General features: G+C 39.1%; 26 protein-coding genes. 5 read left to right on the forward strand and 21 right to left on the reverse strand.

The genetic code is table 11. The features are described 5' to 3' along the window. Positions 1 to 206 precede the first annotated feature (206 nt). From glyA to LI951_RS07185, 5 genes are all read right to left on the reverse strand, one after another. Positions 207 to 1,445 (reverse strand): serine hydroxymethyltransferase, encoded by a 1,239-nt coding sequence (gene glyA / locus LI951_RS07165; protein ID WP_229441721.1) that lies wholly within the window; start codon positions 1,443 to 1,445, stop codon positions 207 to 209. 72 nt (positions 1,446 to 1,517) lie between these two features. Further along, positions 1,518 to 2,540, reverse strand: coding sequence for an L-threonylcarbamoyladenylate synthase (locus LI951_RS07170; protein WP_229441722.1), 1,023 nt, complete (start codon positions 2,538 to 2,540; stop codon positions 1,518 to 1,520). Between the two features lie 17 nt (positions 2,541 to 2,557). After that, positions 2,558 to 3,391, reverse strand: a complete 834-nt coding sequence (gene prmC, locus LI951_RS07175; protein WP_229441723.1) for a peptide chain release factor N(5)-glutamine methyltransferase — start codon at positions 3,389 to 3,391, stop codon at positions 2,558 to 2,560. Then, positions 3,384 to 4,457 (reverse strand): peptide chain release factor 1, encoded by a 1,074-nt coding sequence (prfA, locus tag LI951_RS07180; RefSeq protein WP_202064613.1) that lies wholly within the window; start codon positions 4,455 to 4,457, stop codon positions 3,384 to 3,386. The genes prmC and prfA overlap by 8 nt, the downstream gene beginning before the upstream one ends. A gap of 111 nt (positions 4,458 to 4,568) precedes the next feature. Beyond that, positions 4,569 to 5,150: a thymidine kinase gene (locus tag LI951_RS07185; protein WP_202064614.1), complete on the reverse strand. Its 582-nt coding sequence runs from the start codon at positions 5,148 to 5,150 to the stop codon at positions 4,569 to 4,571. Between the two features lie 320 nt (positions 5,151 to 5,470). Between LI951_RS07185 and LI951_RS07190 the strand changes: the two genes are divergently transcribed. The 3 genes from LI951_RS07190 (at position 5,471) to LI951_RS07200 (ending at position 9,140) form a co-directional block, all read left to right on the forward strand. Beyond that, positions 5,471 to 6,871: a TrkH family potassium uptake protein gene (locus tag LI951_RS07190; protein WP_229441724.1), complete on the forward strand. Its 1,401-nt coding sequence runs from the start codon at positions 5,471 to 5,473 to the stop codon at positions 6,869 to 6,871. A gap of 258 nt (positions 6,872 to 7,129) precedes the next feature. Continuing rightward, on the forward strand, positions 7,130 to 8,482 hold the full coding sequence (locus LI951_RS07195; RefSeq protein WP_229441725.1) for a Mur ligase family protein: 1,353 nt from the start codon (positions 7,130 to 7,132) through the stop codon (positions 8,480 to 8,482). Further along, positions 8,475 to 9,140 (forward strand): type 1 glutamine amidotransferase, encoded by a 666-nt coding sequence (locus tag LI951_RS07200; protein ID WP_202064646.1) that lies wholly within the window; start codon positions 8,475 to 8,477, stop codon positions 9,138 to 9,140. Before LI951_RS07195 ends, LI951_RS07200 begins: the two co-directional genes overlap by 8 nt. A gap of 276 nt (positions 9,141 to 9,416) precedes the next feature. Here the strand turns inward: LI951_RS07200 and LI951_RS07205 are convergent, their stop codons facing one another. From LI951_RS07205 to gnd, 8 genes are all read right to left on the reverse strand, one after another. Further along, positions 9,417 to 9,710, reverse strand: coding sequence for a hypothetical protein (locus LI951_RS07205; RefSeq protein WP_229441726.1), 294 nt, complete (start codon positions 9,708 to 9,710; stop codon positions 9,417 to 9,419). A gap of 236 nt (positions 9,711 to 9,946) precedes the next feature. Next, positions 9,947 to 10,915 (reverse strand): mannose-6-phosphate isomerase, class I, encoded by a 969-nt coding sequence (gene manA / locus LI951_RS07210; protein ID WP_229441727.1) that lies wholly within the window; start codon positions 10,913 to 10,915, stop codon positions 9,947 to 9,949. A gap of 62 nt (positions 10,916 to 10,977) precedes the next feature. Continuing rightward, entirely contained in the window at positions 10,978 to 11,991 is a 1,014-nt protein-coding gene (locus LI951_RS07215; RefSeq protein WP_229441728.1) for a serine hydrolase domain-containing protein, read from the reverse strand. A 24-nt stretch (positions 11,992 to 12,015) separates the two neighbouring features. Next, complete coding sequence (locus LI951_RS07220; protein WP_202064655.1) at positions 12,016 to 12,825, reverse strand: VOC family protein; 810 nt, start codon at positions 12,823 to 12,825, stop codon at positions 12,016 to 12,018. Between the two features lie 1,289 nt (positions 12,826 to 14,114). Beyond that, positions 14,115 to 14,708 carry a guanylate kinase gene (locus tag LI951_RS07225; RefSeq protein WP_229441729.1) on the reverse strand — a complete coding sequence of 198 codons (594 nt, stop codon included), beginning with the start codon at positions 14,706 to 14,708 and terminating at the stop codon, positions 14,115 to 14,117. A 286-nt stretch (positions 14,709 to 14,994) separates the two neighbouring features. Further along, the gene (locus LI951_RS07230; protein WP_229441730.1) at positions 14,995 to 15,225 is read right to left on the reverse strand and encodes a hypothetical protein; all 231 of its coding nucleotides are present in this window, start codon (positions 15,223 to 15,225) and stop codon (positions 14,995 to 14,997) included. A 28-nt stretch (positions 15,226 to 15,253) separates the two neighbouring features. After that, complete coding sequence (locus tag LI951_RS07235; RefSeq protein ID WP_229441731.1) at positions 15,254 to 15,628, reverse strand: hypothetical protein; 375 nt, start codon at positions 15,626 to 15,628, stop codon at positions 15,254 to 15,256. Positions 15,629 to 16,120: 492 nt separating this feature from the next. After that, complete coding sequence (gene gnd / locus LI951_RS07240) at positions 16,121 to 17,020, reverse strand: phosphogluconate dehydrogenase (NAD(+)-dependent, decarboxylating) (RefSeq protein ID WP_229441732.1); 900 nt, start codon at positions 17,018 to 17,020, stop codon at positions 16,121 to 16,123. Between the two features lie 189 nt (positions 17,021 to 17,209). Here gnd and LI951_RS07245 point away from each other — a divergent pair, with 189 nt between their 5' ends. Together LI951_RS07245 and LI951_RS07250 are read left to right on the forward strand one after the other, a co-directional pair. Continuing rightward, complete coding sequence (locus LI951_RS07245; RefSeq protein ID WP_229441806.1) at positions 17,210 to 18,019, forward strand: MurR/RpiR family transcriptional regulator; 810 nt, start codon at positions 17,210 to 17,212, stop codon at positions 18,017 to 18,019. Positions 18,020 to 18,253: 234 nt separating this feature from the next. Beyond that, on the forward strand, positions 18,254 to 18,874 hold the full coding sequence (locus tag LI951_RS07250) for an FMN-dependent NADH-azoreductase (RefSeq protein WP_229441733.1): 621 nt from the start codon (positions 18,254 to 18,256) through the stop codon (positions 18,872 to 18,874). A gap of 507 nt (positions 18,875 to 19,381) precedes the next feature. Here the strand turns inward: LI951_RS07250 and relB are convergent. From relB to atpD, 8 genes are all read right to left on the reverse strand, one after another. Beyond that, positions 19,382 to 19,594 carry a type II toxin-antitoxin system RelB family antitoxin gene (gene relB / locus LI951_RS07255; protein WP_324254781.1) on the reverse strand — a complete coding sequence of 71 codons (213 nt, stop codon included), beginning with the start codon at positions 19,592 to 19,594 and terminating at the stop codon, positions 19,382 to 19,384. Positions 19,595 to 19,939: 345 nt separating this feature from the next. Then, complete coding sequence (locus tag LI951_RS07260) at positions 19,940 to 21,121, reverse strand: AI-2E family transporter (RefSeq protein WP_229441735.1); 1,182 nt, start codon at positions 21,119 to 21,121, stop codon at positions 19,940 to 19,942. A 13-nt stretch (positions 21,122 to 21,134) separates the two neighbouring features. Then, entirely contained in the window at positions 21,135 to 21,488 is a 354-nt protein-coding gene (locus tag LI951_RS07265) for a PTS glucitol/sorbitol transporter subunit IIA (protein ID WP_202064676.1), read from the reverse strand. Between the two features lie 560 nt (positions 21,489 to 22,048). Then, entirely contained in the window at positions 22,049 to 22,225 is a 177-nt protein-coding gene (locus tag LI951_RS07270; RefSeq protein ID WP_229441736.1) for a DNA-directed RNA polymerase subunit beta, read from the reverse strand. A 17-nt stretch (positions 22,226 to 22,242) separates the two neighbouring features. Beyond that, on the reverse strand, positions 22,243 to 23,541 hold the full coding sequence (gene murA, locus LI951_RS07275; RefSeq protein ID WP_202064682.1) for a UDP-N-acetylglucosamine 1-carboxyvinyltransferase: 1,299 nt from the start codon (positions 23,539 to 23,541) through the stop codon (positions 22,243 to 22,245). A 102-nt stretch (positions 23,542 to 23,643) separates the two neighbouring features. Further along, complete coding sequence (locus LI951_RS07280; RefSeq protein ID WP_202064683.1) at positions 23,644 to 23,880, reverse strand: DUF1146 family protein; 237 nt, start codon at positions 23,878 to 23,880, stop codon at positions 23,644 to 23,646. A 214-nt stretch (positions 23,881 to 24,094) separates the two neighbouring features. Then, the gene (locus LI951_RS07285) at positions 24,095 to 24,517 is read right to left on the reverse strand and encodes a F0F1 ATP synthase subunit epsilon (RefSeq protein ID WP_229441737.1); all 423 of its coding nucleotides are present in this window, start codon (positions 24,515 to 24,517) and stop codon (positions 24,095 to 24,097) included. A gap of 12 nt (positions 24,518 to 24,529) precedes the next feature. Further along, positions 24,530 to 25,936: a F0F1 ATP synthase subunit beta gene (gene atpD / locus LI951_RS07290; RefSeq protein WP_202064686.1), complete on the reverse strand. Its 1,407-nt coding sequence runs from the start codon at positions 25,934 to 25,936 to the stop codon at positions 24,530 to 24,532. Positions 25,937 to 25,959 lie beyond the last annotated feature (23 nt).

A 25,959-nucleotide genomic window follows, 5' to 3' on the forward strand; every position in this document is an offset into this window, starting at 1 on the left:
ATAAGTGATCGACCTACAAGCCCTTCTGTCCTCTTTAGTATGACAGGAAATAGCGTGTAGGTCGATCATTTTTTCTTTTCATTCTGTTTGGTGTGGGCGATAGCCCTCATGAGTGTTTGTCCCGACCTCTATCAAAACCTATCTGAAAACTATTGAAGAAACGAGTTTTCAAGAATTTTGGCAGAGATCCAGGAAAAATCCACAGCTTATTTGTACAACGGATGTTTTTTTGTCAATTCTTTTACAGCTTCTTTAACTTCTGTCATCATTTCTTCGTTTTCACGATTTTTCAGTGCCTTAACAATCAGTTTTGCCACTTCAACTGAATCTTCTTCTCTGAAGCCGCGGGTTGTAATTGCCGGGGTTCCAACACGAATACCGCTTGTTTTAAATGGACTCAGCTGTTCAAATGGAATGGCATTTTTATTCACTGTAATATTCACGCTATCTAAGATTGTTTCAGCTTCTTTTCCATTGATACCAAAACCAGTAACATCTATCAGCAGAAGATGGTTGTCTGTTGCTCCACTTACCAAGCGTGCTTCCGGAGCCTGATTAAAGACCTTTGTCATTGCTTTGGCGTTTTCTATCACTTGTTCGCTGTAATCTTTAAAATCAAGATCCAATGCTTCTTTAAACGCTACTGCCTTGCCCGCAATAACATGTTCCAATGGACCACCCTGAATTCCGGGGAAAATATTGCTATTAATTTTTTTAGCCAGCTCTTCGTCATTCGTTAAAATCAACCCGCCACGTGGACCGCGTAAGGTTTTATGTGTTGTTGATGTCGTAATATCTGCATAAGGAACTGGGTTTGGATGTAAACCAGCCGCAACCAGTCCGGCAATATGAGCCATATCAACCATTAATTTTGCGCCCACTTCATCGGCAATTTCACGGAATTTTTCAAAGTCCAGTGTTCGCGAATATGCACTTGCACCGGCTACAATCAGCTTAGGCTGATGCTCGCGTGCCAGAATACGAACGACATTGTAATCAATTACTTCCGTTACAGGGTCGACACCATAACTAACAAAATTGTATGTCTTACCGCTGAAATTCACTGGTGATCCATGTGTTAAGTGTCCACCCGCAGACAAATCCATTCCCATCACTGTATCACCAGGCTCAATTAATGAAAGATACGCTGCTGTATTTGCCTGCGAACCAGAATGAGGCTGAACATTGGCGAATCCTGCACCGAATAATTCCTTGGCACGTTCAATAGCCAGACTCTCGATCACATCAACAAATTCACACCCGCCATAGTAGCGTTTCCCAGGATAGCCCTCCGCATATTTGTTTGTCAGAATACTTCCCTGGGCAGCCATGACCCCTTCTGAGACTACATTTTCCGATGCAATCAATTCCAGATTGTTTTCTTGGCGCTCTTTTTCTTTTCCAATCGCTTCCCAAACTTCAGGATCAAATGTTTCATAACTCATTTAGACAACACCTCATTATAATTTCTTGTTTCGATTGTATCATACTTAAATCCAGTCTACTCAAAAAAGCGATCAGATTTTCAAAAAATTTTGCCCCGCAGCTTTTTTTAGCCGGTTCATATAGGCTTCACCTAAACCATTTTCTGGAAATGACGGTGCAAAAATGATATCCACCTGTGTAACATCCAGCTTACGCAACCCTGAAAACAGCTGCTTCGTTGCTTGTTCCACTGTATTCTCACCAAAAGAGAAGATTTTTGTTACCTGATTCCCTAGTCGCTCAGCCGTCTTCCGATCTGTAAATATTCCGGCTTTTTTATTCTGAGCGTTCGCCCACTCCACTGCTTTCAGCCAGTCTGTCTCTGTATTTTCAACAATCCAGACTGGGGTATCCGGAGAATAATGTTTGTATTTCATTCCCGGTGCCTTAGGTGCTTCTTTCTCCGCCAGTAAATGTCCATCCACTCTTACCGTCCCAATCACTTGCTCCAGCTCCTCTTTTGTCACCGCTCCCGGACGTAAAATCATTGGACCATTAATTGAATCCGACAAATCAAGGACTGTTGACTCCACACCAATTTGAGTAGGACCGCCATCGACAACACCCTCGATTTTTCCTCGAAGATCATGAAACACATGATCCGCTGTTGTCGGACTGGGTTTTCCAGAGGTATTGGCACTTGGACCGACTAATGGAATTCCTGCTTCTTCAATCAGCTGCAGTGTCAATGGATGGTCCGGCATTCTAAATGCAACAGTGGTCAGCCCGCCAGTTACAACAGAAGAGAAGCTTCCTTCCTTCATTGGTAAAATCAGTGTCAACGGTCCAGGCCAAAAATGATCAATCAATGTTTCTGCCATCCCCGGCAAATTTTCAACATATTGTTCCATCATTTTTTTTCCGTTTACATGAACAATTAGAGGATTGTCGCTCGGACGCCCTTTTACCTGATAAACCTGTTTCACAGCGGATTCAGAGAGCGCACTGGCACCCAACCCGTACACCGTCTCTGTCGGAAAAGAAACAAGTGCGCCTTTTTTCAGGAAGTCCGCTGCCTTTTTTATATCCTCAATAGTAAATCGTTGCGTTTCCACTGCCTCTCCTCCTCTGTTTAATCTGCAATAACCATTCGATCTTTCCCTGAAAGGTCCTTTTTTATTCTAATACGTTTTTCCGGGAAAGCTGTCTGAATCATTTTTTTGACGGCTTCTCCTTGTTGAAAACCAATCTCAAAATAAATTTTTCCGTTTGAAACCAGGCAGCTTTTCGCTTCCTCAATCAACTGCCTGTAGACAGCCAAACCGTTCTCTTCAGCCAGCAAAGCCAAATGGGGCTCATATTTCCGTACACTTTCGTCCATCAATGCCCACTCCTCTGTACTGATGTACGGCGGATTGGAAATCAGAATGTCAACACTATGCCCATTTACCGGAGCCAGCCCGTTGCCCAAAAAGAATTCAACTGCTGCTCCCAATCTTTCACTGTTTTTTTCTGCAACTTTTAGCGCTTCTTCTGACAAGTCAACTGCTTTTACCTGCCAGGCAGGACGGGCTAATTTCAGACTGACTGCAATAGCTCCTGTTCCAGTCCCTACATCAACTACCGTTAATTCTTTGTTGCCATTTTCCTCAAGACAGTATTCCACCAGCTCTTCAGTTTCCGGTCTTGGGATTAATGTATGCTCTGTAACACTAAACCGATGTCCGTAAAACCCACTGTATCCGAGTAAATACTGCGGGGGATAATCTGTCAGAAGCTGCGCCAGATCTGCCTCTAGCCTCTGTTCCTCCTCAGCTGAAATCGCATCTCTCATATGCAGCAGCCAGTCTGTTTTGGACCAGCCTTTTCTTTCCAGAAAAAGATACTGGATGGCATAGCCTTCTTTGCCGACTTCTTCTAAAAAAGAAGAAGCCCGTTTCAGGACTTCAAAATAACTTCTACCCATTCTGCATCTCTTCCAGCTTCGATGTCTGATCATACATTACCAAGGCATCAATGATTTCATCCAGCTTGCCGGCAAGAATTTGATCCAGTTTCTGAATGGTTAACCCAATACGATGATCTGTCACACGATTCTGCGGGAAATTGTAGGTACGGATTCGTTCAGAACGATCTCCGGTGCCCACTGCTGATTTACGGTTGGCATCATATTCGCTTTGTGCTTCCTGCTGAATAATATCATACACTCTGGCACGCAGAACCTTCATTGCTTTATCCCGGTTTTTAAGCTGCGAACGTTCATCCTGCATCGCAACAACCACTCCGGTAGGAATATGTGTCAGACGAACGGCAGAAGCAGTTTTATTGACGTGCTGTCCGCCCGCTCCGCTGGCATGATAAATATCTGTACGAATATCTTTTTCTGCGATATCAATTTCTACTTCTTCTGCTTCCGGCATGACAACAACCGTCGCTGTAGACGTATGGATACGCCCCTGTGACTCTGTTGACGGCACCCGCTGTACGCGGTGTGCGCCGCTTTCATATTTCAGCTTGGAGAATACATTGTCTCCGCTAATCATCATGATCACTTCTTTATAACCGCCGATTCCTGTAATATTGGCTTCAAGCACTTCCACTTTCCAGCCCTGAGATTCAGCATATTTCTGATACATGTTAAATAGGTCGCCTGCAAACAGTGCAGCTTCATCTCCGCCGGCAGCTCCCCGGATTTCCATGATAATATTTTTATCATCGTTAGGATCTTTTGGCAAAAGCAAAATTTTAATTTTTTCTTCCAGTTCTTCTTTTTCCTTTTTTAAATCTGACAATTCTTCTTTGGCCATTTCAGCCATTTCAGCGTCCAGATTTTCACCCAGCAATTCTTCGGTATCTCTAATACCGTCAACCACAGTTTTATAGCGGCGATAAGTCTCTACTGTTCCCCTTGTATTTGCTTCTTCCTTTGAAAGCTCCATAAATCGTTTCGTGTCAGTGATGACTTCCGGATCACTTAACAGCTCGCCCAGCTCTTCATAGCGATCTTCTATACTTTGCAACTGATCGTACATGTAGTTAAACTCCTTCTTTGCTTTTATTAATTACTCCACGAGGCAGTCTTTTCTGCTCTCTTGTACTATTACTTTTTATGTTCCTGCCTTATCTGTTTATCTACAGCTTCACTAAGATTCTTTTCTTTCCATTGGATGAAAGTAATGATGTCTGCACACAGGATAATACGCTTCATTGCCACCAATCTGCACTTGATCACCTTCATAGACCGGCTGACCGTCGATATAGTGAAGATTCATGATGGCCTTTTTGTGGCAGAACCAGCAAATGGTTTTCAGCTCTTCAATTTTATCTGCATAAAGCAGCAGATATTTTGATCCTTCAAACAGCTCATTACGAAAATCGTTCTTTAATCCGAACGCCATTACAGGGATATTCAGCTCATCAACGACTCTGGCAAATTCGATGACATGATGCTTGCTCAAAAACTGAGATTCATCAACCAATACACAATAAGGTCGATCCTTCAAACCATTAACCAATTCAAACACATCTGTCCCTTCAAAAATCGGCAGTGCTTCTCTTTTTAAGCCAATTCTGCTGGACACATTGCCGACACCATCTCGGGTATCCAGACCACTTGTCATAATCACTACAGGCTTGTCCTGTTCCTCATAGTTATGTGCTACTTTTAAAATCTCAATTGTTTTGCCGCTGTTCATCGCGCCATATTTAAAAAAAAGTTGTGCCATCGCTCACAGTCACCTTTCATTTCATTCCTTTCGTATTTTACTATATTTTCCGCAAAATTGCAGTATATTTGAAAAAATGCCTGTGATTTTGAGCGCATTGAAAAAAAGCAGTAAGTGATGACCTGTGCCAAAAAGAGAGTTCACACACTGAAAAATGATCCCTGAGCTGCTAAAATCGTCGACCTCCTTAATCCATTTATTCGATTAATGCTTCTTCCTCAAAAATTCTTTCTGATTATTGATTTGAGTTTTCGGCTTTTCCTGTTCCGTATTCTGTATTTTCTGCTATACTTTACTTATTGAAATTCAGGAGGCATTTTATGACCTACAGTCGTTTTCTTTGGCGTGCTCAGAGAAAAATTCGCCATTATATTATGGATCACTTTTCATCTATTCAAATTATTGTTTCATATTATATTCTCATGACAGTGATTTCACTGTTCTTATTCTATCTGCCGGTCTTCAGAGTCCCGGGATCAAAAGTTCCTTTCATGGACATGCTCTTTATGGCGATCAGTACGGTTAGTGTAACCGGATTGACTACTTTTGATATTCATACAGTGTTTAACGATAGAGGAATTATTTTGCTGGAAGTTCTTTTTCAGGTTGGAGGCTTGGGTATCATGATGATCTCCACTGCCTTTTTTATCCTATCAAAGCGTCGGATTACGTTGAAGCAAAGACAGCTGATTATGACTGATATGAATCAGCCTAAGCTGAGCGGAATTGTTCGTCTGATTCGAATCACCTTCTCCATTATCTTGTGGTTCCAACTGCTGTTCGGTGCATTCTTTTCCATTTATTTTCATGCTGCCGGCTATTATGACAATTGGCGGGATGCGATTTTTTACGGTTTCTATCAGTCGATTTCTGCTGTCACGAATTCGGGCTTTGACGTTACAGGCGATTCCATTATCCCTTTTGCAAACGACTATCTCTTTTTGATTGTAATCATGTTTTTAATCTTCATAGGAGGGATTGGTTTCCCAGTCTTGATGGAGATTCGTGAATGGTTTTTCTTTAAAAAGAAAAAAAGAGGTCTGCCGTTTCGCTTCTCTCTTTTCAGCAAGCTGGCACTGCTTTCATTTGTCTTTTTATTTATCGGCGGAACAGCTATCATCTATCTGCTGGAAAGGAATCACTTGTTTACAGATATGACAGAAGTAAATCGCTGGATCACTTCCATGTTCTATTCAATAACTACCAGAAATGCCGGACTGCAGATTAATCATCTGGGTGATTTTCAGGTTACTACACTGATTATCTTTTCCATGCTGATGTTTATCGGCTGCAGCCCCAGCTCCGTGGGCGGCGGGGTCCGGACAACAACCGTCATGATTCTTGGCTTGTACCTGTATGCATTTATTAAAAGTGAAGACAATGTCAATGTTTTTGGTCGCAGAATTGATGACGATGATGTTAAAAAATCAGTCGTAGTTTTCATGCTCTCTTTACTGATGTGCTTCTTCTCCGTCATTCTTTTATCAGCCACGGAGGAGCATTCGCTGATTGCGATTATTGTAGAAGTTGCTTCTGCATTTGGGACAACAGGGCTATCGCTGGGTATTACAGATAATTTAAGCGGTATTGGCAAAATCATGATTTCATTGCTGATGTTTATCGGACGGATTGGCATGTTGTATACACTGATGCTGTTTATTCCAAAAGAAACTCGTGATTTGGGTTATGAATATCCTACCGAGAAAATTATTATTGGTTAACAGCTTTGTTAAAACCACAGGAAGACCGGATTGGACTGACAGCCCGGTCTTTTTAATTTTTCGCAGCTTTAAACAGACTGCACGCATCATAAGCTGTAGAGCTCAGGCGAAATCTTCTTCCTTTCCAAGTATTCCTTCCATTTGTTTAAGAACACCGAAAAATCAGAGAAAATAAATTAAACTTTCTTTTTAATTATGGTATGATAGGTTGAGTTTACAGAGATCAAACTTATTATTTACATAGATGGAGGAAACCATATGAGTGTTAGAAGTCAACTTGCTATTGCAGCTGGAAAAACCTCACAATGGGTTTTGCAGACCTTTTTCAAAGGGGGCAGCAGCTACCCCGGGCAGCTTGCGTTAAAAATAGATCCGAATATTTTGGATACTCTGGCAAAGGATTATGAGATTGTCGTAGTAACTGGAACAAACGGAAAAACTCTGACAACTGCTTTAACTGTCAATATTCTGAGACAGGAATTTGATCATGTGCTGACCAATCCAACCGGCGCCAATATGGTTCAGGGAATTGTTTCGACCTTTCTATCGGCTAAACAAAAAAAGAACCAGAAGAAATTTGCTGTTCTGGAAATTGATGAGGCCAGCCTAAGTAAAGTGACGGAATATATTAAACCAAAGCTGTTTCTTTTTACCAATATCTTCAGGGATCAAATGGACCGATACGGAGAAATCTATACAACCTATCGTATGATTGTCGAAGGAGCAGCAGCTTCTCCTGAAGCTCCGATTCTCTGCAATGGCGATTCACCTATCTTTAATTCTGTTGATACAGTAAATCCCCGGAAATATTACGGCTTCAATCACTTGCCTGATCTGGAACAGCTGGCTCACTACAATACAGATGGTATTCTTTGTCCAAAATGTCATCATATCCTGCATTACAAAATGATTACGTACGCAAATCTTGGAAAGTACTACTGCCCAAACTGTGATTTTCGCAGACCTGAATTAGACGTTCAGCTTACTGAAATGGTTCACATGGATAATGTTTCGGCTGAATTTATCATTGATGGAAATACTTATGATATTTCAGTCGGCGGCATGTATAACGTGTACAATGCGCTGGCTGCGACAGCAGTTGCAGAGCATTACGGCGTAGCCGGAGACAAAATCAAAGCCGGGTTAAGCTATGATGAAAAAGTATTCGGTCGTCAGGAAGTGATTCAAATCGGCGACAAACGTTGTACACTAGTGCTTGTTAAGAACCCTGTAGGACTGAATCAGGTTGTTGATATGATTAATCTGGCTCCTTATCCGTTTTCTTTGGTCTCTCTGCTTAATGCAAATTATGCAGACGGTATTGACGTCAGCTGGATTTGGGACGGGAATCATGAAGCATTCGCTGAAATGGATATCCCCGCTGTTATTGCTGGAGGCGATCGTCATAAGGATATGGCCCTGCGTTTAAAAGTGGCTGGAATCCCTGAAGATAAGCTGAACGAAATTAAAAATCTTGACGAAGTAATACAGGCAATCAAAACCCTGCCGACTGAAAATGTTTATATACTAGCCACTTATACGGCTGTTCTGCAGTTGAGAAAAGCTTTAACTGCTCAAGGCTATATTCAAGGAGGGATGAACGGTGTCTAAAGAACTGCACGTCTGTCACCTTTATGGAAATTTGTTAAATACCTATGGGGACAACGGAAATATGCTGATGCTGAAATATCTGGCTGAAAAAGACGGAATTGCGTTTCATTCCGAGATAGTCAGCATTTATGAACCCTTTGATCCTGATAAATATGACTTAGTCTTTTTCGGAGGCGGGCAAGACTTTGAACAGGTGATTGTCTCCCATGATATCCAATCGAAAAAAGACGATCTGACTGCCTACATCGAGAATGATGGCGTGATGCTGGCTATCTGCGGCGGATTTCAGCTGTTGGGTCATTACTATATCGGTGCAGATGGTGAAAAAATCAAAGGCATCAGCGCACTGGATCATTACACGCTGAGTCAAGAAAACAGCCGTTACATCGGCGATATTGTCATCCATAACGAAGAGTTTGACGAAACTTATTATGGATTTGAAAACCACAATGGACGAACGTTTCTTGGAGAAGGAGAAAAACCTTTAGGGAAGGTCATCGAAGGAAAAGGAAACAATGCGGAGGACGGCACTGAAGGTGTCCATTACAAAAATGTATTTGGTTCTTATTTTCATGGGCCTATTCTTTCCCGCAATGAAAATCTGGGTAAACGTTTGATTTATACAGCGCTTGAACGGAAATACGGAGAAAACAGCTGACAGCTGGGAACAAATAATAAAAAAATAAACTGTAGACCACATGATCGAAAAGAACAGGTGTCTGCAGTTTTTTATTCGAAACAGCTTTTCATTAATCAGACGCCCATTGAAGTTCTAAAAATAATTATGCTATTTCAGTTCTAAAGTTTCAGATTTTTATCAGATCAACCTTATCTCAAAAGTATGCTCTTTTAAGATAATCAGTGGGATTGATTTTTTAGAATAAAAAAATTGCTACGTTCAATTACCACAAATTTTTCATCATTTACTTCTGTTTCATTCTCCCATAGAAAAACTTATAAATACATTAACTAAGGGTAAAAATACAACTCTTCCAGTATAATAAAGACAAGTATAGTCCAAAACCTTTTTATACGATAACAGCTCTATTGTATGTGCTCCTCTTTGAAAAATAATCCACCCTTTGGAAGTATTAAGTCTCACCTGAAACTGACTTAAATCTGTCCCACTATCATTAAACAGATATAATAAAAATTTAATAAAGAGCATTGGAGCAAGCAGTACTGCCCAAAAGATTGTACTTTTATTAAAATAGGTCTTTCGTGTCATAAAAACAACCCCCTCTTTTTCAATTCGAATACTTATATCATATTCAAAATTTCCAGTTTTATATGACTATTCTTCCCTCTATCTCTTTTTATCCCATTACACTAATGTTTCTCATCCTCCTTTCAAAATCAAGGAACCAGACAGGTATTTACTCATTTATTCTGAAATAAAAAAACTTGCAGACAAGAACCATTCGGCTTTGTCTGCAGGCTAATACTGGGTAAAATAGTCCCTTTTTACGCTCCAGGTTCTGAAGCTATAATCAGCAAGTCCCCTTCAATTCGCCATTTTTCCACATCATCAGGAAGAATGAAGCTTGTACCCTTTTTCAGTTCGTAGGACTCATTTTGGGTGGGCAGTTCTTTTTCAATAATCAGCGTACCGATACCCTCGATCACTGTAGCCAACGTATAAGGAGCCTCCTTTTTCAACTGCAGACTCCCTTTTACCAGCCATTCATACACATTGAAAAATTCTGTTTTAAGATACGTAGTCACGCTTGACTGTCCCTGATTATGCTGTTGAATCTTCAGTGCAGGCTCTTTAGCCGGAACTGTTGTCACATCAATAGACTGCTCAAGATGCAGTTCTCTCGGCAGACCTTTGTCGTCTTTCCGATCATAGTCATATACACGATAGGTTGTATCACTACTTTGCTGCGTTTCAAGAATCATAATTCCTTTACCGATGGCATGAATAGTGCCGCTTGGAACATAGAAAAAATCACCTTTTTTTACAGGAACCTTTTTCAGCAGAGTATCCCATTTCCCATCATGAATCATTTCAGCCAGCTCTTCCCTTGTCTTTGCGTGATGACCATAAATAATTGAAGCTCCCGGTTCTGCATCAATAATATACCAGCATTCAGTCTTTCCAAGTTCTCCCTCGTGCTTCAAGCCATACGCATCATCAGGATGAACCTGTACAGATAGATCATCTTCTGCATCTAAAATTTTCACCAGCAGCGGGAATACATCTCCAGAGACATCGCCGAATAATTCTCGATGATCGGACCAAAGCTCATCCAGCTTCTTGCCGGCAAATTTTCCATTTACTACAGTACTTACACCATGAGGATGTGCGCTGATTGCCCAGTCCTCTCCTATTTTTTCGTTAGGTAAATCGAAACCAAAAGCTGTATGCAGTCGATTGCCCCCCCAGATTTTCTCTTGAAAAACAGGTTCTAAAAATAACGGTTGATTCATAGTATTTGACTCCTCCTGCTGTTTTTTCTGAATTTAAACTTGCCACACTTACCTACATAATTTTAGCTGTCTTTCTCTTCCAAGTAAAGCTGTAACAGCTGATCTCTTTTTGCAATATACTCTTCCCGTCTATCTGAGGGATGAACCCTGTTGGATAAAAAAATAAATGCTTCTTTTTTTAAGATATCCATCAGTATAAATGTACCAGTATAGCCGGTGTGAAAAAGATAAGGCGTCTGCTCCCGGCTCCATTTCAAATCCCAGCCCAGCGAACGTTTGTGATTCTCAACAAAGGAATGATCTTGAAGTAATTCCAAGATGGTTTCTTCCTTTAACATTCTTTTTCCATTATAAACTCCCCGATTCAAGTACATGCTGACAAATTTTTCCAGATCTTCCAGATTGGTAAAAAGACCAGCATTCCCGCTATGCTCAGCTAATACAAAAGCTTTGGGGTCATGCACCTGTCCTCGAATCAGTCCTCTAACAGGATGATCCTCTGTCGGCACTGTTTTGAACGGATCATCAGGCAAGAAGCAGCTGTTCATCATTTGAAGCGGAAGCAAGACACGCTCCTTAAATATCTCGATAACTGGCTTCCCCAGCAGTTCTTCCAGCATAAATCCCAGTAATATCGTTCCAGCATCTGTATATTTTGATTCTTTGCCCAATTTTTCACCAGATTGAATCCTAATGTATGCCTCTATCAATTCCTTTTGAGAAAGCTGATCCCGATTTGGTATAAATGTGTTGATATCGCTGGTATGTGTCAATAAATGCCGAATAGTCAGTCTGCCATCCTGAAAAAACGGATAGTATTTTTTCAGAGTTTCATCAATACAGAGCTTCTTTTCCTCAACAAGCTGTAATACGACCGTAGTTGTACAAATTACTTTGGTGAGTGAAGCCACATCAAAAAGCAGAGCTGCAGTCAGTTTTTCTCTTACAGGAAAAATCTGTGCAGCTCCAATTGTCGTTTCTTCAATACTTTCTCCCCGAATAAATGCAAATGAAGCTCCGGGAAAAACCCCTTCATCCAAATAATGACTAATTAATTTCTTCGTCCGCTCATACATCGCACTCAATCCTTAATACGCAGATTATTTTACTGTAAACCACCATTCAATACCATTTGTATCAAAGATTGAAAGAATGGTATGTTTGTTATCTACAAAAAAGACCTTCTCTTCTTTTTCCAGATGCTTCTTTAACTTTTCAATTTCTTCTGAACTTTTCACATTGATCGAAATGAAACTCCATCCTAAATCAGTCACACTCCCATTCACTTCCTGCTCACACAGGAAAAGAACCAAATTTCCATTACTTAAACCAAATTGATTTTCTCCAAGAGCCTCTAATCCTAAAATCTTTTCATAAAAAATTTTACTTTCTTCTTTATTCCACGTATTCACACAGAATTGAATAACTTTGCATGTTTCCGTCAATTTATTGGAATAGTCAATTGGCAGAACCTCTAAGTCATCCTCATCGACAGCTTTTTTTATTGGGACAACACTCTCCGGCTCTACCTCTGCTGTGACAAGCAGATTTTCTCTAATAAACAGTTCTACTTTGTTTTCTTCAGGATCTGTAAAAACAATACCTTTCTCTTTCTTTTCAAACGGATAGTCATGATCTGTAAAGCGTTTTACAGCTTTTTTCAGCTCTTCTTCGGATGGCAGCCCCACAGAAAAATGAACATTAGGATGCTTTACTTTTATTTCGGTTTCTTCCAGGACCAGCTGTTGATTTTTTAGCTTAGCCGTTCCGAAATAAGACAGTCCATTTTCTTCACTTTTTAAAACAAATCCAACAATATTCTTATAAAAGTTGACCATTTCATGGTTGTCGCTGATCTTAAATGCAATCGTCTTCAAAGATGCGTTAGCTGTTAACTGAAAATTTCCCACAAATTTTCCTCCATTTCGCAATAACGTTTCCTCTATATTGTATCATTTGTTTCAAATTGAGCAACTGATATAGTAAATACTGAAGCATTAATAACATAACAAAACGAATCTGTTTATCACTTTTAAAAATCTTTATTTTTATTGTATGAAAAAAGATATTTAAAATTGATAAAAAAAATAAATAACAGCTATTATATCAATATTTCTTAAAACCTTCTTTGAAATTGCCAGTCCTGCTTTGTCAGTTTCACTTGTGTAGGAACATCCGGTGAAATGATATGCGTAGCCTCGATAAGTATTCCTTGAAGAGGTTAGCTCATCTAGAGGCACTAGGCATACAAAAAGAACTTGCTCCTACGCTTCTTTGAATGCTCGTCGCATGTCTTATGGCTTTTTTTACACAACTTACTCCTACGCTTCTTTGAATGCTCGTCGCATGTCTTATGGCTTTTTTTTACGCAACTTGCTCCTACACTTCTTTGAATGCTCGTCGCATGTCTTATGGCTTTTTTTTACGCAACTTGCTCCTACACTTCTTTGAATGCTCGTCGCATGTCTTATGGCTTTTTTTACACAACTTGCTCCTACGCTTCTTTGAATGCTCGTCGCATGTCTTATGGCTTTTTACACAACTTGCTCCTACGCTTCTTTGAATGCTCGTCGCATGTCTTATGGCTTTTTTTACACAACTTGCTCCTACGCTTCTTTGAATGCTCGTCGCATGTCTTATGGCTTTTTTTTACGCAACTTGCTCCTACGCTTCTTTGAATGCTCGTCGCATGTCTTATAGCTTTTTTTACACAACTTGCTCCTACGCTTCTTTGAATGCTCGTCGCATGTCTTATGGCTTTTTTTACACAACTTGCTCCTACGCTTCTTTGAATGCTCGTCGCATGTCTTATGGCTTTTTACACAACTTGCTCCTACACTTCTCTTCAAATGCTCGTCGCATGTCTTATGGCTTTTTTTTACGCAACTTGCTCCTACACTTCTCTTCAAATGCTCGTCGCATACCGGATGGTCATGCTCCTATCTTCTGTCGAATGTTCATCGATGTTGGGACAAAAGCGGTCAGCTCCGAGAATTAAGAAGGAATATCCGAAAATTGTCAAGGAACACTATTCATAGAATGACTGGCTGTGAATTGATACTTACCTGGAGCTACTCATATTTTCAGGATCGTTCAGCTTAATTCCAAAGGAGTTGCTCCTGCGGTTACTCGTCGCAAAAAGAATTTTTGCTTTTGTACCGCCGTTTATTCGGAGGTAGATACGAAGAGAGTATGGAACTTATTTCTGTCCCACACTCTCTTCTATTACTGACTGGATGATTTTCTTCATTTCAGCAACTACTTTATTGATACCTTGATTCCCGTCAATCTCATGAAAATTCGGATAGCTTTCCAGCACTTCTTTTATCTTCATATCTTTTTCATAAATTGCTGCTCTGTTTTTAATTGTTTGAGCATCCTCATTCCTCTTTTTCAAGCGTTTCATAATATTCTCTTTTGAAACATTCAGAAAAATCGGAATCACCTTATCTCCAAACCTCTGCTCAGCTGTCTGGAACCCTTTTAATGTCAAAACATTATAGGCAAATTGCTCTTTTGTTTTCTCAATTATTTCTGCTTCACCAATTCCATAAAGATTTCCCGCATATGTATCATGTTCAACCAGCTGATCATCTCCAATCAGCCATTCAAATTGGTCTTTGCTCACGAAATAATAGTCAACGCCTTCCTGCTCCATTCTTCTTTTTTGTCTGGTCGTGAAAGAAACCAGCTTACTGCCTTTTGGAAATGCCAGCTCCGTGATTTTTGTCTTCCCTGATCCGCTGGGACCCATAATGACAAATAATGGATTATTCAGTGCTGTTATCTTCATTTGGATCACCCTATCCGTTTATTTCCATTATTATACCTTGACAAATACATGATTCCCACTATTTACTATGTAATAAAAAAGCAATAGTCAGTTTTCTCAGAGGATTATACTTCTTCTAAATACAAAGAAAGAACGAGAGTGGAACAGAAAAAGAGTTCCGCGCTCTCTTTGTATCTATCCCTGAATAAACAGTGGTACAAAAACAACTTCCTTCAGAATTAAGCCGAACAAGCCTGAAAATATGAGAACCTCCAGGTCCTTCACTGAGTAAGTAACAGGACTTCATCTACTCTGCCAAAGCAGTCCTAGTGAAGCCTGTCAATGTCGGCAGACCTTTCAGCGGATAAACAGCTGATTTAGCCACCTCCACAGCATGCTTCAAGTTGTCCTCTTTACCAATCAGTTCAAATATTTGCTCATCCTTCTGTTCAACTTTTTCCAGAAAGGCCTCACTAAGCTGATTCACAGTATCATGATATACTTTTTTTGAGAAAATAGACGAAAAAATTTCTGTCACTAAAAACAGAACCGGTTTCCCTTTTGTTTTAAGCGCTTTCTTTAACCAGCGGATTCAGTTCTTTACTCGCATTCGCACAGGTAATCTTTAATTGGTCAGTAATTTCCTGCGCAGTGATACTGAAAAGATTCTCCTTATGCATTTCATACTGATGGAATGGCAACAATTTTTTGACAGTTTCTATAAATAATTGAGGCACATCCGTTTGTTCTGTTACGGTTGCCATTGACAATGAGCCTTCTGGGGTATGTGTTTTTGTCTTGTCGCCTGAGCCTAGAAACGGCACAGACGATTCCCTCCGGATAACATCCCCCAACTCATTGTCAATGGTTCGCTTCGCCAACAAACCACCGTAGATCGTGTTTTTTAACGCTCTATTTTCCACAGAAAAATTGTCAAACAAAGTGTAGCCTATTCACTGATCTCTCGTTAACTGCAAAAGGAGATAGAGTACCCAATCTTTTCGCAGCATTCTCAGGTTACCGCCTCACTCTATATTTGAGGTCATTATGCCACGTAAAAACTTATTGATGTTATCTTTTTAAGGACACTGAAGTCCAAGTGAACTATTGCAGATGAAAAGAATGTAAATTCCGACTCAAAGTGTGTTCCTACAATTACTCATCACATGTCTGAGAGTCGCATATTTCCAAACAGGCACGTTTATATCGGTAGAGACGAGGATTTTCTACTGAAATAGAAACTTTTATCAGGATGGTATACGAAGCTCAAATGAGGATAAATTTTTCAGAATTTATTCCATATACAAAGAGATAGCTACTCGCAGAGGTATGGAGGAGCTTTAGAATACCATTTATTTGATTTTAGAAAACAGGATATACTAATGTCTCCCCCAACATTATTATATATATTTTTCCCTGGAAAGGATCAATGATTATTTTTCAACAACAGCATGTCCGCCGAAGCCGTTTCTCAGAGCTGAAACAACTTTTCCGGAAAAGCTGTCTTCTTCTTGAGAACGATTGCGCATCATGAGACTCAATGCAATAACCGGTACAGGTACTTCCATATCCAACGCTGTTTCCACCGTCCATTTAGCTTCTCCAGATGCTGAAACAATTCCCCGGTAATTTTCCAACCCAGGGCTTTCCTCAAACGCATTTTGAGCCAACTCCATCAACCAACTTCGAATGACTGATCCATGATTCCAGACTTTTGCTACTTTAGCCAAGTCAAAATCGTAGTCGCTGGCTTCCACTAGCTGGAAGCCTTCTCCTATTGCCTGCATCATGCCATACTCAATCCCATTATGAATCATCTTAAGAAAATGCCCGCTTCCAGACTTGCCAGCATATAGAAATCCATCTTCAACTGTTACATCTTTGAAAACCTGTTCCATTGCATAAACAGCTTCGACAGCGCCTCCAACCATCAGACAGGCATCGTTTCGTGCACCAGAAATTCCTCCTGAAGTTCCGCAATCCAGATAATAGACCCCTTCTTCAGCAAATTTTTCAGCCCGTCTAATTGAATCCTTATAATTGGAATTTCCGCCTTCAATCACAATATCATATCGACCCAATTGTGGAAGCAATTCATTCAGCACTGCTTCTGTTGGTTCGCCTGAAGGCAGCATCAGCCAAATGATTTTTCGTTCCTGCTCAAAAGATCCTATCAGAGCTTCACTTTTTTCGTAAACAGTGATATTATTCTTCTCCGCCTCTTTTACAACAGCTTCAGAAAGATCCACTCCCCGAACATCGTACCCATGATCCTTTAAATTAAATGCCAGATTCATGCCCATCTTACCTAATCCAATAATTCCTATCTTCATTCTCTGCATCCTCCTGTTCTATTAACTCTATTATACAAAAAAATATTTTTTTGTAAACTATAAAAACAAAAATATTTTTTCTTTTGATTTTTTCTTTCTCAAAGTATAAGCTATTACTATATAGATAAAGAAGGAAACGGAGGCGATTTTTTGGAGAATATCCCGATTCGTTTAAGTATAAAAACCCTTATGCCTAATTTAAGCCAAAAAGAGCAGACAATTGCTCAATACATTTTAGATCACCCAGAAAAAGTCAGTCACAGCAGTATCAGCGACCTGTCTAAGGAACTAAATATTGCAGATTCCACTTTTTTCCAGTTCACAAAAAAGTTGGGCTTTTCCGGCTTCAAAAATTTTAAGCTTGCTTTATTAATGCAGGAAAGTGATTCAACCATTCTCTCAATTCATGAAACGATTGAACAGAATGATAATGAGCTGACAATAAGTCAAAAAGTTTTCGATTCAAATATTCAGGCGTTAAAAGATACTCGTCAGCTGCTGGTAGAAACAGACTTAGTTAAGGCAGCGGATTTATTCACCCAAGCTCATAAAGTTTCTTTTTTTGGAATCGGCGGTTCAAATGTTGTAGCACAGGATGCCTTTCATAAATTTCTAAGATCTCCTATCTCTGTCAGCCAATACTCTGATTACCATATCCAATTGATGGAAGCTTCTTTGCTGAATAAAACAGACTGCGCATTTATCATTTCACATTCCGGACAGACAAAAGAAACAATCAAGCTGGCAGAGGTCGTAAAAAAAACAGGAGCTGCATTAATTGTTCTGACCAGTCGTCCAAATTCTAAACTGGCAGAAATGGCCGATCTGACCTTCCTTTCCATTGCAGAGGAAATCGAATTTCGTTCTGAGGCTCTTTCTTCGAGAATCTCTCAATTAAGTATTATTGACTGTCTCTTCGTTATTTGTATGTTTAGAGAAAAAGAAGCATCTCAAAAATCTATTCAACGTGTACGCAATACAATTTCTCCAACTAAATAACTGATGAAAAAGTCTTGGCTTCTATTTTTTTCAATCTCAGAAAAAAACAGAAATTTTATCAGGCAAATAAATTGATTCTCTTACTTTTTATTAGTAAAATGATACTGTTATGTTTTTCACTACTATTTTAAAACGAAAACCAGGTTCTGCAGAAGTAATGACTCATTAGATTTCTTTTTAGAAATAGCTATTCCATCCTGTCTGTTGTCGAGCCTAAAGAAGAGGAGAAACTACATGTCAAAATTATTAGTTGTTAAAGCCCATCCGCTAACAAAAGAGGAATCACGTTCAGTACGTGCGTTGGACTCATTCTTAGAAAGTTATAAATCAGCAAATACAAATGATGAAATTGAAGTGCTTGATGTTTACAATGATTTCATTCCCGAAATTGATGAAGAACTATTGTCTGGCTGGAATGCATTGCGTGCCGGTGCAGAATTCACAAGTCTGAATGAATCTCAACAACAAAAAATTGCCCGTTTTAATGCTCTTACAGAGCAATTTATTGATTCAGATAAGGTTGTAATTGCCAATGCTTTATGGAATTTGAACGTACCGACTCGTTTGAAAGCATGGATTGATACAATCAATGTTGCCGGAAAAACATTCAAATATACTGAAGAAGGACCTAAAGGCTTAGCTGCCGGAAAAGATGTTTTGCATATTCAGTCAAATGGGGGAGTTTACGAAGGCAATGACTTCTCTTCTCAATATGTAAAAGGGATTTTAAACTTTATTGGAATTGAAAATGTACAGCAGTTATTTATTGAAGGCATTGATTATGCACCTGAGCGTGAGGAGGAATTGATGAACCAAGCACTGACAAAAGCAGCTGATTTTGGTAAAAACTTCTAAAAATTACAGTAACGGGACTGTGACATAAGATTGAGAAGAGAAATCATTGCCAGTGAGCTGATTCATGTTATAATTTGTATGCATGATTTTGATCCTTTCGGGGATTGAATGATTTAGAGTTTGGGACGGAAATAAAGTTCCAAACTCTCTTTATATCTACACCCGAATAAACGGCGGTACAAAAGCAAAAATTCTTTTTGCAACGAGTAACCGCAGGAGCAACTCCTTCGGAATTAAGCCGAACTATCCTGAAAATATGAGGAGCTCCAGGGAGGTATCCATTCACAGCTAGTCATTTTATGACTAGTGTTCCTTGACAATTTTCGGATATTCCTTCTTAATTCTCGGAGCTGATCGTTTTTGTCCCGACCTCTTTTACTTTACCCAAAAAACTCCAGAAAGGAGCGGTTTCCCGTCATTTCTGGAGTTTTTTTCATAGACTTATGTCACAACCTCATTTATTTTACAAAAAAACATCAATGCAGAAACTAAAGGATATTCAGCCCATTAGTGTTCAAGCATAGCAGTATGTGAAGTATTTCCATCTTTTTCATTATGCTGTGCCATTAATTTTTTATAAGTGTAGAAATCAATCTGATTTTCAGCAGATGCCAAAACTTTCTCTTTAACAAACTCAGAAATTGTCTTGTTATTGAACTTAGCAACCTTTTTCAGGAAATCTTTTTCTTCCTCTGTCACTCTAAATGTAATAGTAGCTATTTCACTTCCCCCCTCTTCTTTAAAACAATTGGTTTACGAAAAATAGTTTAGCACACTTCTACTTGTTCATACAAGAAGTCATTCTCTTCTAAAGCATCCTCTCTAATGAGCAAAAAAATATTCATCTATACAATATTTATCATTGTAAGCAGAGTTCTACCTTTATTAAACAGCCCAATTGCTGTTAAAGATAGACAGACTGAAAATAAGCAGTGTTTTACAAAAAAACACCAATGGAGCAAACTTTTCCAGCTCATTCATTGGTGTTTTTAGATTGTGTAATATTATTTTTTTATTAATTGAAACGTTCAGCATTCGGCTATTTAACTAAGAATCATTTTTTAATCAGGTTTCAATATCATTTTCTTTTTCATCATAATATAAGCTTGAAACTTCTTTATACCATTCAAAAATATTTTTAATCAATACTTTTGCTGCAGCATAGACAGGAATACCTAAAATTACTCCTGTAATACCAAACAGTTTTCCTGAAGTCAGAAGAACCAGCAAGATCGTCACTGGATGAACATCCAGCCGACTTCCCAAAACAAGCGGCGACACAACTCGTCCTTCAATTGTCTGCTCCAATACAAAGACAATTAATACTTTGATCAGTAATACAGGTCCTCCAACAATCCCCAAGAAGACTGCAGGAACCATCGCAAGAAACGATCCCAGATAAGGAATCAGGTTCAAAAAACCAGCTATAATTCCCAAAGTGATCGAATATTCCAGTCCTATTATTGAAAACCCAATAATAAACATCATCGCTACAGCAAATGCCACTGTCAACTGTCCACGGATATAAGAAGAAACCTGACTATGCATTTCTGACAGAACACTTAACGTTGGCTTGCGCATTTTGTTTGGCAGGAACTTTATATAGAACGGTGCAAGCTGTTTACCGTCTTTCAGCAGATAAAATAAAATAAACGGCATAGTGAATACTGCTACCACAACAGAAGCTACAGCCCCAAAAAAGTTTCCAAGTCCCTGAACAGTTGAGGATGAAACATTCTTAATGATATCACCAATTGAATTAGTCAGCCTATCTCCCATATCTTCCAGCGGCTGCCTCAATTGACCAAAAAGCGGATCACTTAAAATCTCCTGCATTTTGCTGTCAATCGTATCAATATATTTGGGAAAATTATTGGTAAAGCTGACGACCTGACTTTGTATTTCAGGAACAATTACAATAACACCCCAGACGATGAGTGCCATAACAACAACAAACAATCCAAAAATGCTCCAGACTCGAGGAATTTGCTTTTTTTCCAAATAATCTACAATTGGATTAAGTAAATAATATAAAATTGTTGCCATGATAATAGGCAGTCCGACAACACCGACAAACTGCCACAAAGGTGTAAATAGATGAGACACCTTCGTAAACAATAATAGGATCAGCAGGATCAGCAGGACAATCAGCAAGGCAGTTACAACCTGACTGTTTAAAAACCAACGCCAAAACCATGAAAAACGGCTTCCTGTCTTTTCCTTTTTTATTTGCGGGTCTTTCGACATTCAATCACCTTCCTCAACAAATATATTCTATAACAGAACCTACATGTATTTTTGGAAATTCAGTTGGTGACAGATAAAGACCGTTGACCACAGCATCTTCTTCCGGAATTTCATCAAAAACCAGTGTTACATGGGCAATACTATTTAGATTTGCATTGGCAAACGGCCCAACCTGTTTTACCGTATAAACAGCTTTATCAATTTTTAACTGGTCCCCATCCTTAATGGTTAGTTCTTTAGTGCCCTCAAATTTTTGAATAACAGAATGTTCACGTAAACTTTCTGTTGCGCCTTCACCAAAAAGAATAATCATTCGTTCTTTTTCATCAAGTGCCTGTGCTCCTACCTCGGTAACAATTGCTTTCATCAATATCTCGCTCCTTTTCATTAGTAATGAAAACCAAGAAATCACTCCCAGTTTCTTTCATTTGGTCTGATTCAGATACAATAAGCAATTAACAACTATTGCCCAGTTTTGTTAAAAAATAAATAACAAATTACTCTGTTTATATCTAAATCTCTCTGCCATTCACTCACAGATGATCTTAATTTAAAACCCAGCATAGAATAAACAGCAGTATTTTCGTGTTTATTACCATTTACAATTATATCATAGAAAAAATTTTTCCTCTGAGAATTTCTCTTTCAAATAAAAAAGCTCTAAAATATTATAGAAAAGTTAAACACCATTGATTAACTATGAACCACAGACAGGTATTAATAAGTACATAAACAATTCGCAGCCGCTGAAACTTTCATATACTATTCAGTTTAAATCAAAAAAGAATTTTCATAAAACTTTATCTATTCTTTATTTATATACTATTTCATTAGGCTGTTATAGAAAAAGCTGGAATGACGATCGCCATTCCAGCTTTGCTATTTAATAACAAACTATTTACTGTATACTTCAATTCGTAAGAAGCCCTACTTAAAAAAGTCCAGAATATGAGTCCATACTTCCTTATTAAAAACATCTTTCGGATCTCCACCACCAACAATCCCATAGCCGATCATTGTGCCGGTGATAAAAAGAATAAGAACCAATGAAATAACAACTAAAATTTTCAACAAGGTCACTACAATATAGCGCATTGAACTCATAACTAACTACCCCTATCTTAACGAACTGCTGCTGTTTCCTTTGTTTCGACAGTATCTTCATTTATACGTTCTACTTTTGCACCCAGTTTTTGAAGCTTTTTATGGAATTCATAGTAGCCGCGATCCAAATATTTAAGATGAGAAACACGTGTGATTCCATTTGCACGCAGACCAAGCAGAATTAATGCTGCAGCGGCTCTTAAATCTGTCGCATTCACAGAAGCCCCCTGAAGCTCGTTACCACCGTTAATTACAGCAATATTCCCATCAATCTGAACATCTGCATTCATATTCATCATTTCCTCTAAATGCTGGAAACGATTTTCAAATACAGTTTCAGTAACAATGCTGGAGCCTTTTGCTAAAACCTGCATTGCAGTTACCTGTGCCTGCATATCTGTCGGAAATCCCGGATGAGGTAATGTCTTGATATCTGTTGGTTTAATTTCTTTTGGACCAATGACACGAATACCTTTATCTTCTTCCTTAATAACAGCACCCATTTCTGTTAATTTAGAAATTAACGGGCGATTATGTTCAATAATTGCTTCTTCAATTAAAACATCACCTTCTGTCATTGCAGCGGCAACCATAAACGTACCAGCCTCAATACGATCCTGAACAACCGAATGTTCAACAGCGTGCAGTTTCTGCACTCCTTCAATACGCATCATTTCTGTACCGGCACCATAAACCTGTGCACCCATTTTATTCAATACATTAGCCAAATCAACAATTTCAGGCTCTCTGGCAACATTCTCAATAATCGTTGTCCCTTTTGCCAAAACTGCAGCCATCATAATATTTTGTGTTGCTCCCACACTTGGGAAATCAAGATAGATTCTACTGCCCTTTAATTCTTTTGCAACAGCTTCAATATAACCGTTCTTTTGAATAATTTCAGCTCCCAAAGCTTGAAATCCTTTCAAATGCAAATCAATTGGTCGTTTACCAATTGCACAACCGCCTGGCATCGCAACTTTTGCATGACCATTACGAGCCAGTAATGGTCCCATAACAACAATTGAAGCTCTCATTTGGCTTACATACTCATAATTTGCTTCAATTCCCAACGGTTTTGTTGCATCAATAATTACTTCATTCTCTTTTTCGTTAAAGTCTATATCTACATTTAAGTGTTTGATTACCTGATTCATTGTGAACACATCTGAAAGGATTGGTACATTCTTTAAAACAGTAGTCCCTTCTTCTGCTAAAAGTGTTGCTGCCAGAATCGGCAACACCGCATTTTTTGCTCCTTCAATCTTTACAGTTCCTTTTAATTGGTTACCGCCATGAACAATGATCTGTTCCATTTCGTTCCCTCCAAAAATAAGAATAGGTCTTTCCTACTCAAAATCTTTTCTATTATACCACTCTTTAATGTAAATTTGTACAATTACTTCATAAATAACTGTTTATGAAAAGAAAGATATAAAGATATTACGACATAATGCAATAAATTCCAAAAAGAATGCACTTGACGTATATCCCAGAACAATAGAAAATAGAATAATCAAAACCCTAATTTGTGCAACATGGAGAGATTTAAAAAACTGATCAATTCTAACAGCCTGAAATGCCCAAAAACTCAGATATATAAATAATACATGAGAAGCAATTCGAATAATCGCATCAATCCCATAAAACTGCATAATGATTCTCCTTCTATCAGTAGTTCTCTTTCTTTTATTTGTAAAAGACAATACACGAATAGTTTATCACAAAAAAAGGAAAAATTATAAAAAAAATACCTTTTATTCATATGTATTTAATAATCTATGGCAAAAAATTGGAAATATACATCCTATTATGAAAAAAACAGCCACAAATAAGCCGCTCTCTTTGTGACTGCCTTCTTCTTTATTTTTACGTATGTTTGGCTACATTGATCCGGTTAATGGCCCTGTGCAGTGCCACATTCGCCCGTTTAAATTCATCAATATTATCATTTTGCCTAGCTTCCTGAATCATCTTCTCAGCACGCTGTTTTGCACGCTCTGCTCTGGAAACATCGATATCGCGTTCTCTTTCAGCACTGTCAGCAATGATTGAGACAATATTGTCACGAACTTCCAGAATACCGCCGTTTACTGCAATCCAATCTACATGTGTATCTGCATCTGTTCTTTTAATCCGAACCTCGTCAATTGCCAAAGGAACGATGATCGGCGCATGTTTGGGAAGAATCCCAATTTCGCCGTCTGTCGTCCTTGCAACGACAATGCGGGCATGATGGTCATAAACCAGACCATCTGGAGTCATTACATTAACAGTTAACACATTATCCATCATGTACGCCTCCTAGTAGTTCAATGACTTCGCTTTTTCTATAACATCTTCAATTTGCCCTACACTTCTAAACGCTTCTTCAGGCAGGTCATCATATTTTCCTTCAAGAATTTCTTTAAAGCCTCTAACGGTTTCAGCAACTGGCACATAAGAACCAGGCTGACCTGTAAACTGTTCTGCAACATTAAAGTTTTGAGATAAGAAGAACTGAATTCTACGAGCTCTCCCTACAAGAATTTTTTCATCATCGGACAATTCGTCCATCCCCAGAATAGCAATAATGTCCTGCAGCTCTCGATATCGTTGAAGTACATGTTGAACCTCAGTTGCCACATGGTAGTGCTCCTCGCCAACAATTTCAGGTGTCAATGCACTGGAAGAAGAAGCAAGCGGATCAACCGCCGGATAAATTCCCTGCTCAGTCAGACGTCGTTCCAGATTAGTTGTTGCGTCCAGATGGGCAAAGGCAGTAGCCGGAGCAGGATCAGTATAATCATCAGCCGGTACATAAATTGCCTGAATAGAAGTAATTGATCCTTTTTTCGTTGAAGTAATCCGTTCCTGCAGCTGGCCCATTTCAGTTGCCAGAGTAGGCTGATAGCCCACTGCAGAAGGCATCCGTCCAAGCAGAGCTGAAACTTCTGAACCCGCCTGTGTAAAGCGGAAAATATTGTCGATAAACAACAGAACATCCTGTCCTTCTTCATCACGGAAATGTTCTGCAATCGTTAAACCGGTCAAAGCAACACGCATACGAGCGCCTGGCGGTTCATTCATTTGTCCAAATACCATGGCAGTTTTTTCGATAACCCCTGAATCTTTCATTTCATAGTAGAGATCGTTCCCCTCACGTGTCCGTTCTCCTACACCGGTAAATACAGAGATTCCGCCATGTTCCTGTGCAATATTATGAATAAGCTCCTGAATCAGTACCGTTTTCCCGACACCTGCACCCCCAAAAAGTCCGACTTTTCCCCCTTTTAAGTAAGGAGCAAGCAAGTCAATGACCTTAATTCCGGTTTCAAGAATTTCACTGCTGGTGCTTAACTCATCAAAAGTCGGTGCTTTTTTATGGATACCGCTTCTTTTGGCATCTTCCGGAAATGGTTCCTCCAGATCAATGGTGTTGCCGAGTACATTAAATACCCGTCCAAGCGTTTCCTTACCAACAGGAACAGAAATTGGTTTGCCTGTATCAATAACTTCCATTCCTCTTTGCAGTCCATCCGTTGATTCCATGGAGATTGAACGAATAACACCATCTCCAAGCTCCAACGCAACTTCCAGTACTACTTTTTGTTTATCTTTGCCGTTTTTATATACAACTAATGCATTATTTATGTCAGGCAGCGGCTGATCCAAAGAAAACTCAACATCAACAACCGGGCCAATGACTTCAATAATTTTTCCTGAACTCATGTTTCTTCCTCCAGTCTTCCTAA

This window comes from Enterococcus sp. BWT-B8 (assembly GCF_020567625.1).
In the GTDB taxonomy this organism is placed as follows: domain Bacteria; phylum Bacillota; class Bacilli; order Lactobacillales; family Enterococcaceae; genus Enterococcus_L.

Bases quoted from the DNA above. Each gene is read 5' to 3' on its own strand.
- murA (WP_202064682.1), bottom strand. From the start codon at position 23,541: ATGGAACAGATCATTGTTCATGGCGGTAACCAATTAAAAGGAACTGTA.
- gnd (WP_229441732.1), bottom strand. From the start codon at position 17,020: ATGAAGATAGGAATTATTGGATTAGGTAAGATGGGCATGAATCTGGCA.
- prfA (WP_202064613.1), bottom strand. From the start codon at position 4,457: ATGTACGATCAGTTGCAAAGTATAGAAGATCGCTATGAAGAGCTGGGC.
- LI951_RS07195 (WP_229441725.1), top strand. From the start codon at position 7,130: ATGAGTGTTAGAAGTCAACTTGCTATTGCAGCTGGAAAAACCTCACAA.
- LI951_RS07190 (WP_229441724.1), top strand. From the start codon at position 5,471: ATGACCTACAGTCGTTTTCTTTGGCGTGCTCAGAGAAAAATTCGCCAT.
- prmC (WP_229441723.1), bottom strand. From the start codon at position 3,391: ATGGGTAGAAGTTATTTTGAAGTCCTGAAACGGGCTTCTTCTTTTTTA.
- LI951_RS07265 (WP_202064676.1), bottom strand. From the start codon at position 21,488: ATGAAAGCAATTGTTACCGAGGTAGGAGCACAGGCACTTGATGAAAAA.
- LI951_RS07185 (WP_202064614.1), bottom strand. From the start codon at position 5,150: ATGGCACAACTTTTTTTTAAATATGGCGCGATGAACAGCGGCAAAACA.
- manA (WP_229441727.1), bottom strand. From the start codon at position 10,915: ATGAATCAACCGTTATTTTTAGAACCTGTTTTTCAAGAGAAAATCTGG.
- LI951_RS07245 (WP_229441806.1), top strand. From the start codon at position 17,210: ATGCCTAATTTAAGCCAAAAAGAGCAGACAATTGCTCAATACATTTTA.
- LI951_RS07225 (WP_229441729.1), bottom strand. From the start codon at position 14,708: ATGAAGATAACAGCACTGAATAATCCATTATTTGTCATTATGGGTCCC.
- glyA (WP_229441721.1), bottom strand. From the start codon at position 1,445: ATGAGTTATGAAACATTTGATCCTGAAGTTTGGGAAGCGATTGGAAAA.
- LI951_RS07270 (WP_229441736.1), bottom strand. From the start codon at position 22,225: ATGAGTTCAATGCGCTATATTGTAGTGACCTTGTTGAAAATTTTAGTT.
- LI951_RS07285 (WP_229441737.1), bottom strand. From the start codon at position 24,517: ATGGATAATGTGTTAACTGTTAATGTAATGACTCCAGATGGTCTGGTT.
- LI951_RS07205 (WP_229441726.1), bottom strand. From the start codon at position 9,710: ATGACACGAAAGACCTATTTTAATAAAAGTACAATCTTTTGGGCAGTA.
- atpD (WP_202064686.1), bottom strand. From the start codon at position 25,936: ATGAGTTCAGGAAAAATTATTGAAGTCATTGGCCCGGTTGTTGATGTT.
- LI951_RS07280 (WP_202064683.1), bottom strand. From the start codon at position 23,880: ATGCAGTTTTATGGGATTGATGCGATTATTCGAATTGCTTCTCATGTA.
- LI951_RS07215 (WP_229441728.1), bottom strand. From the start codon at position 11,991: ATGTATGAGCGGACGAAGAAATTAATTAGTCATTATTTGGATGAAGGG.
- LI951_RS07250 (WP_229441733.1), top strand. From the start codon at position 18,254: ATGTCAAAATTATTAGTTGTTAAAGCCCATCCGCTAACAAAAGAGGAA.
- LI951_RS07260 (WP_229441735.1), bottom strand. From the start codon at position 21,121: ATGTCGAAAGACCCGCAAATAAAAAAGGAAAAGACAGGAAGCCGTTTT.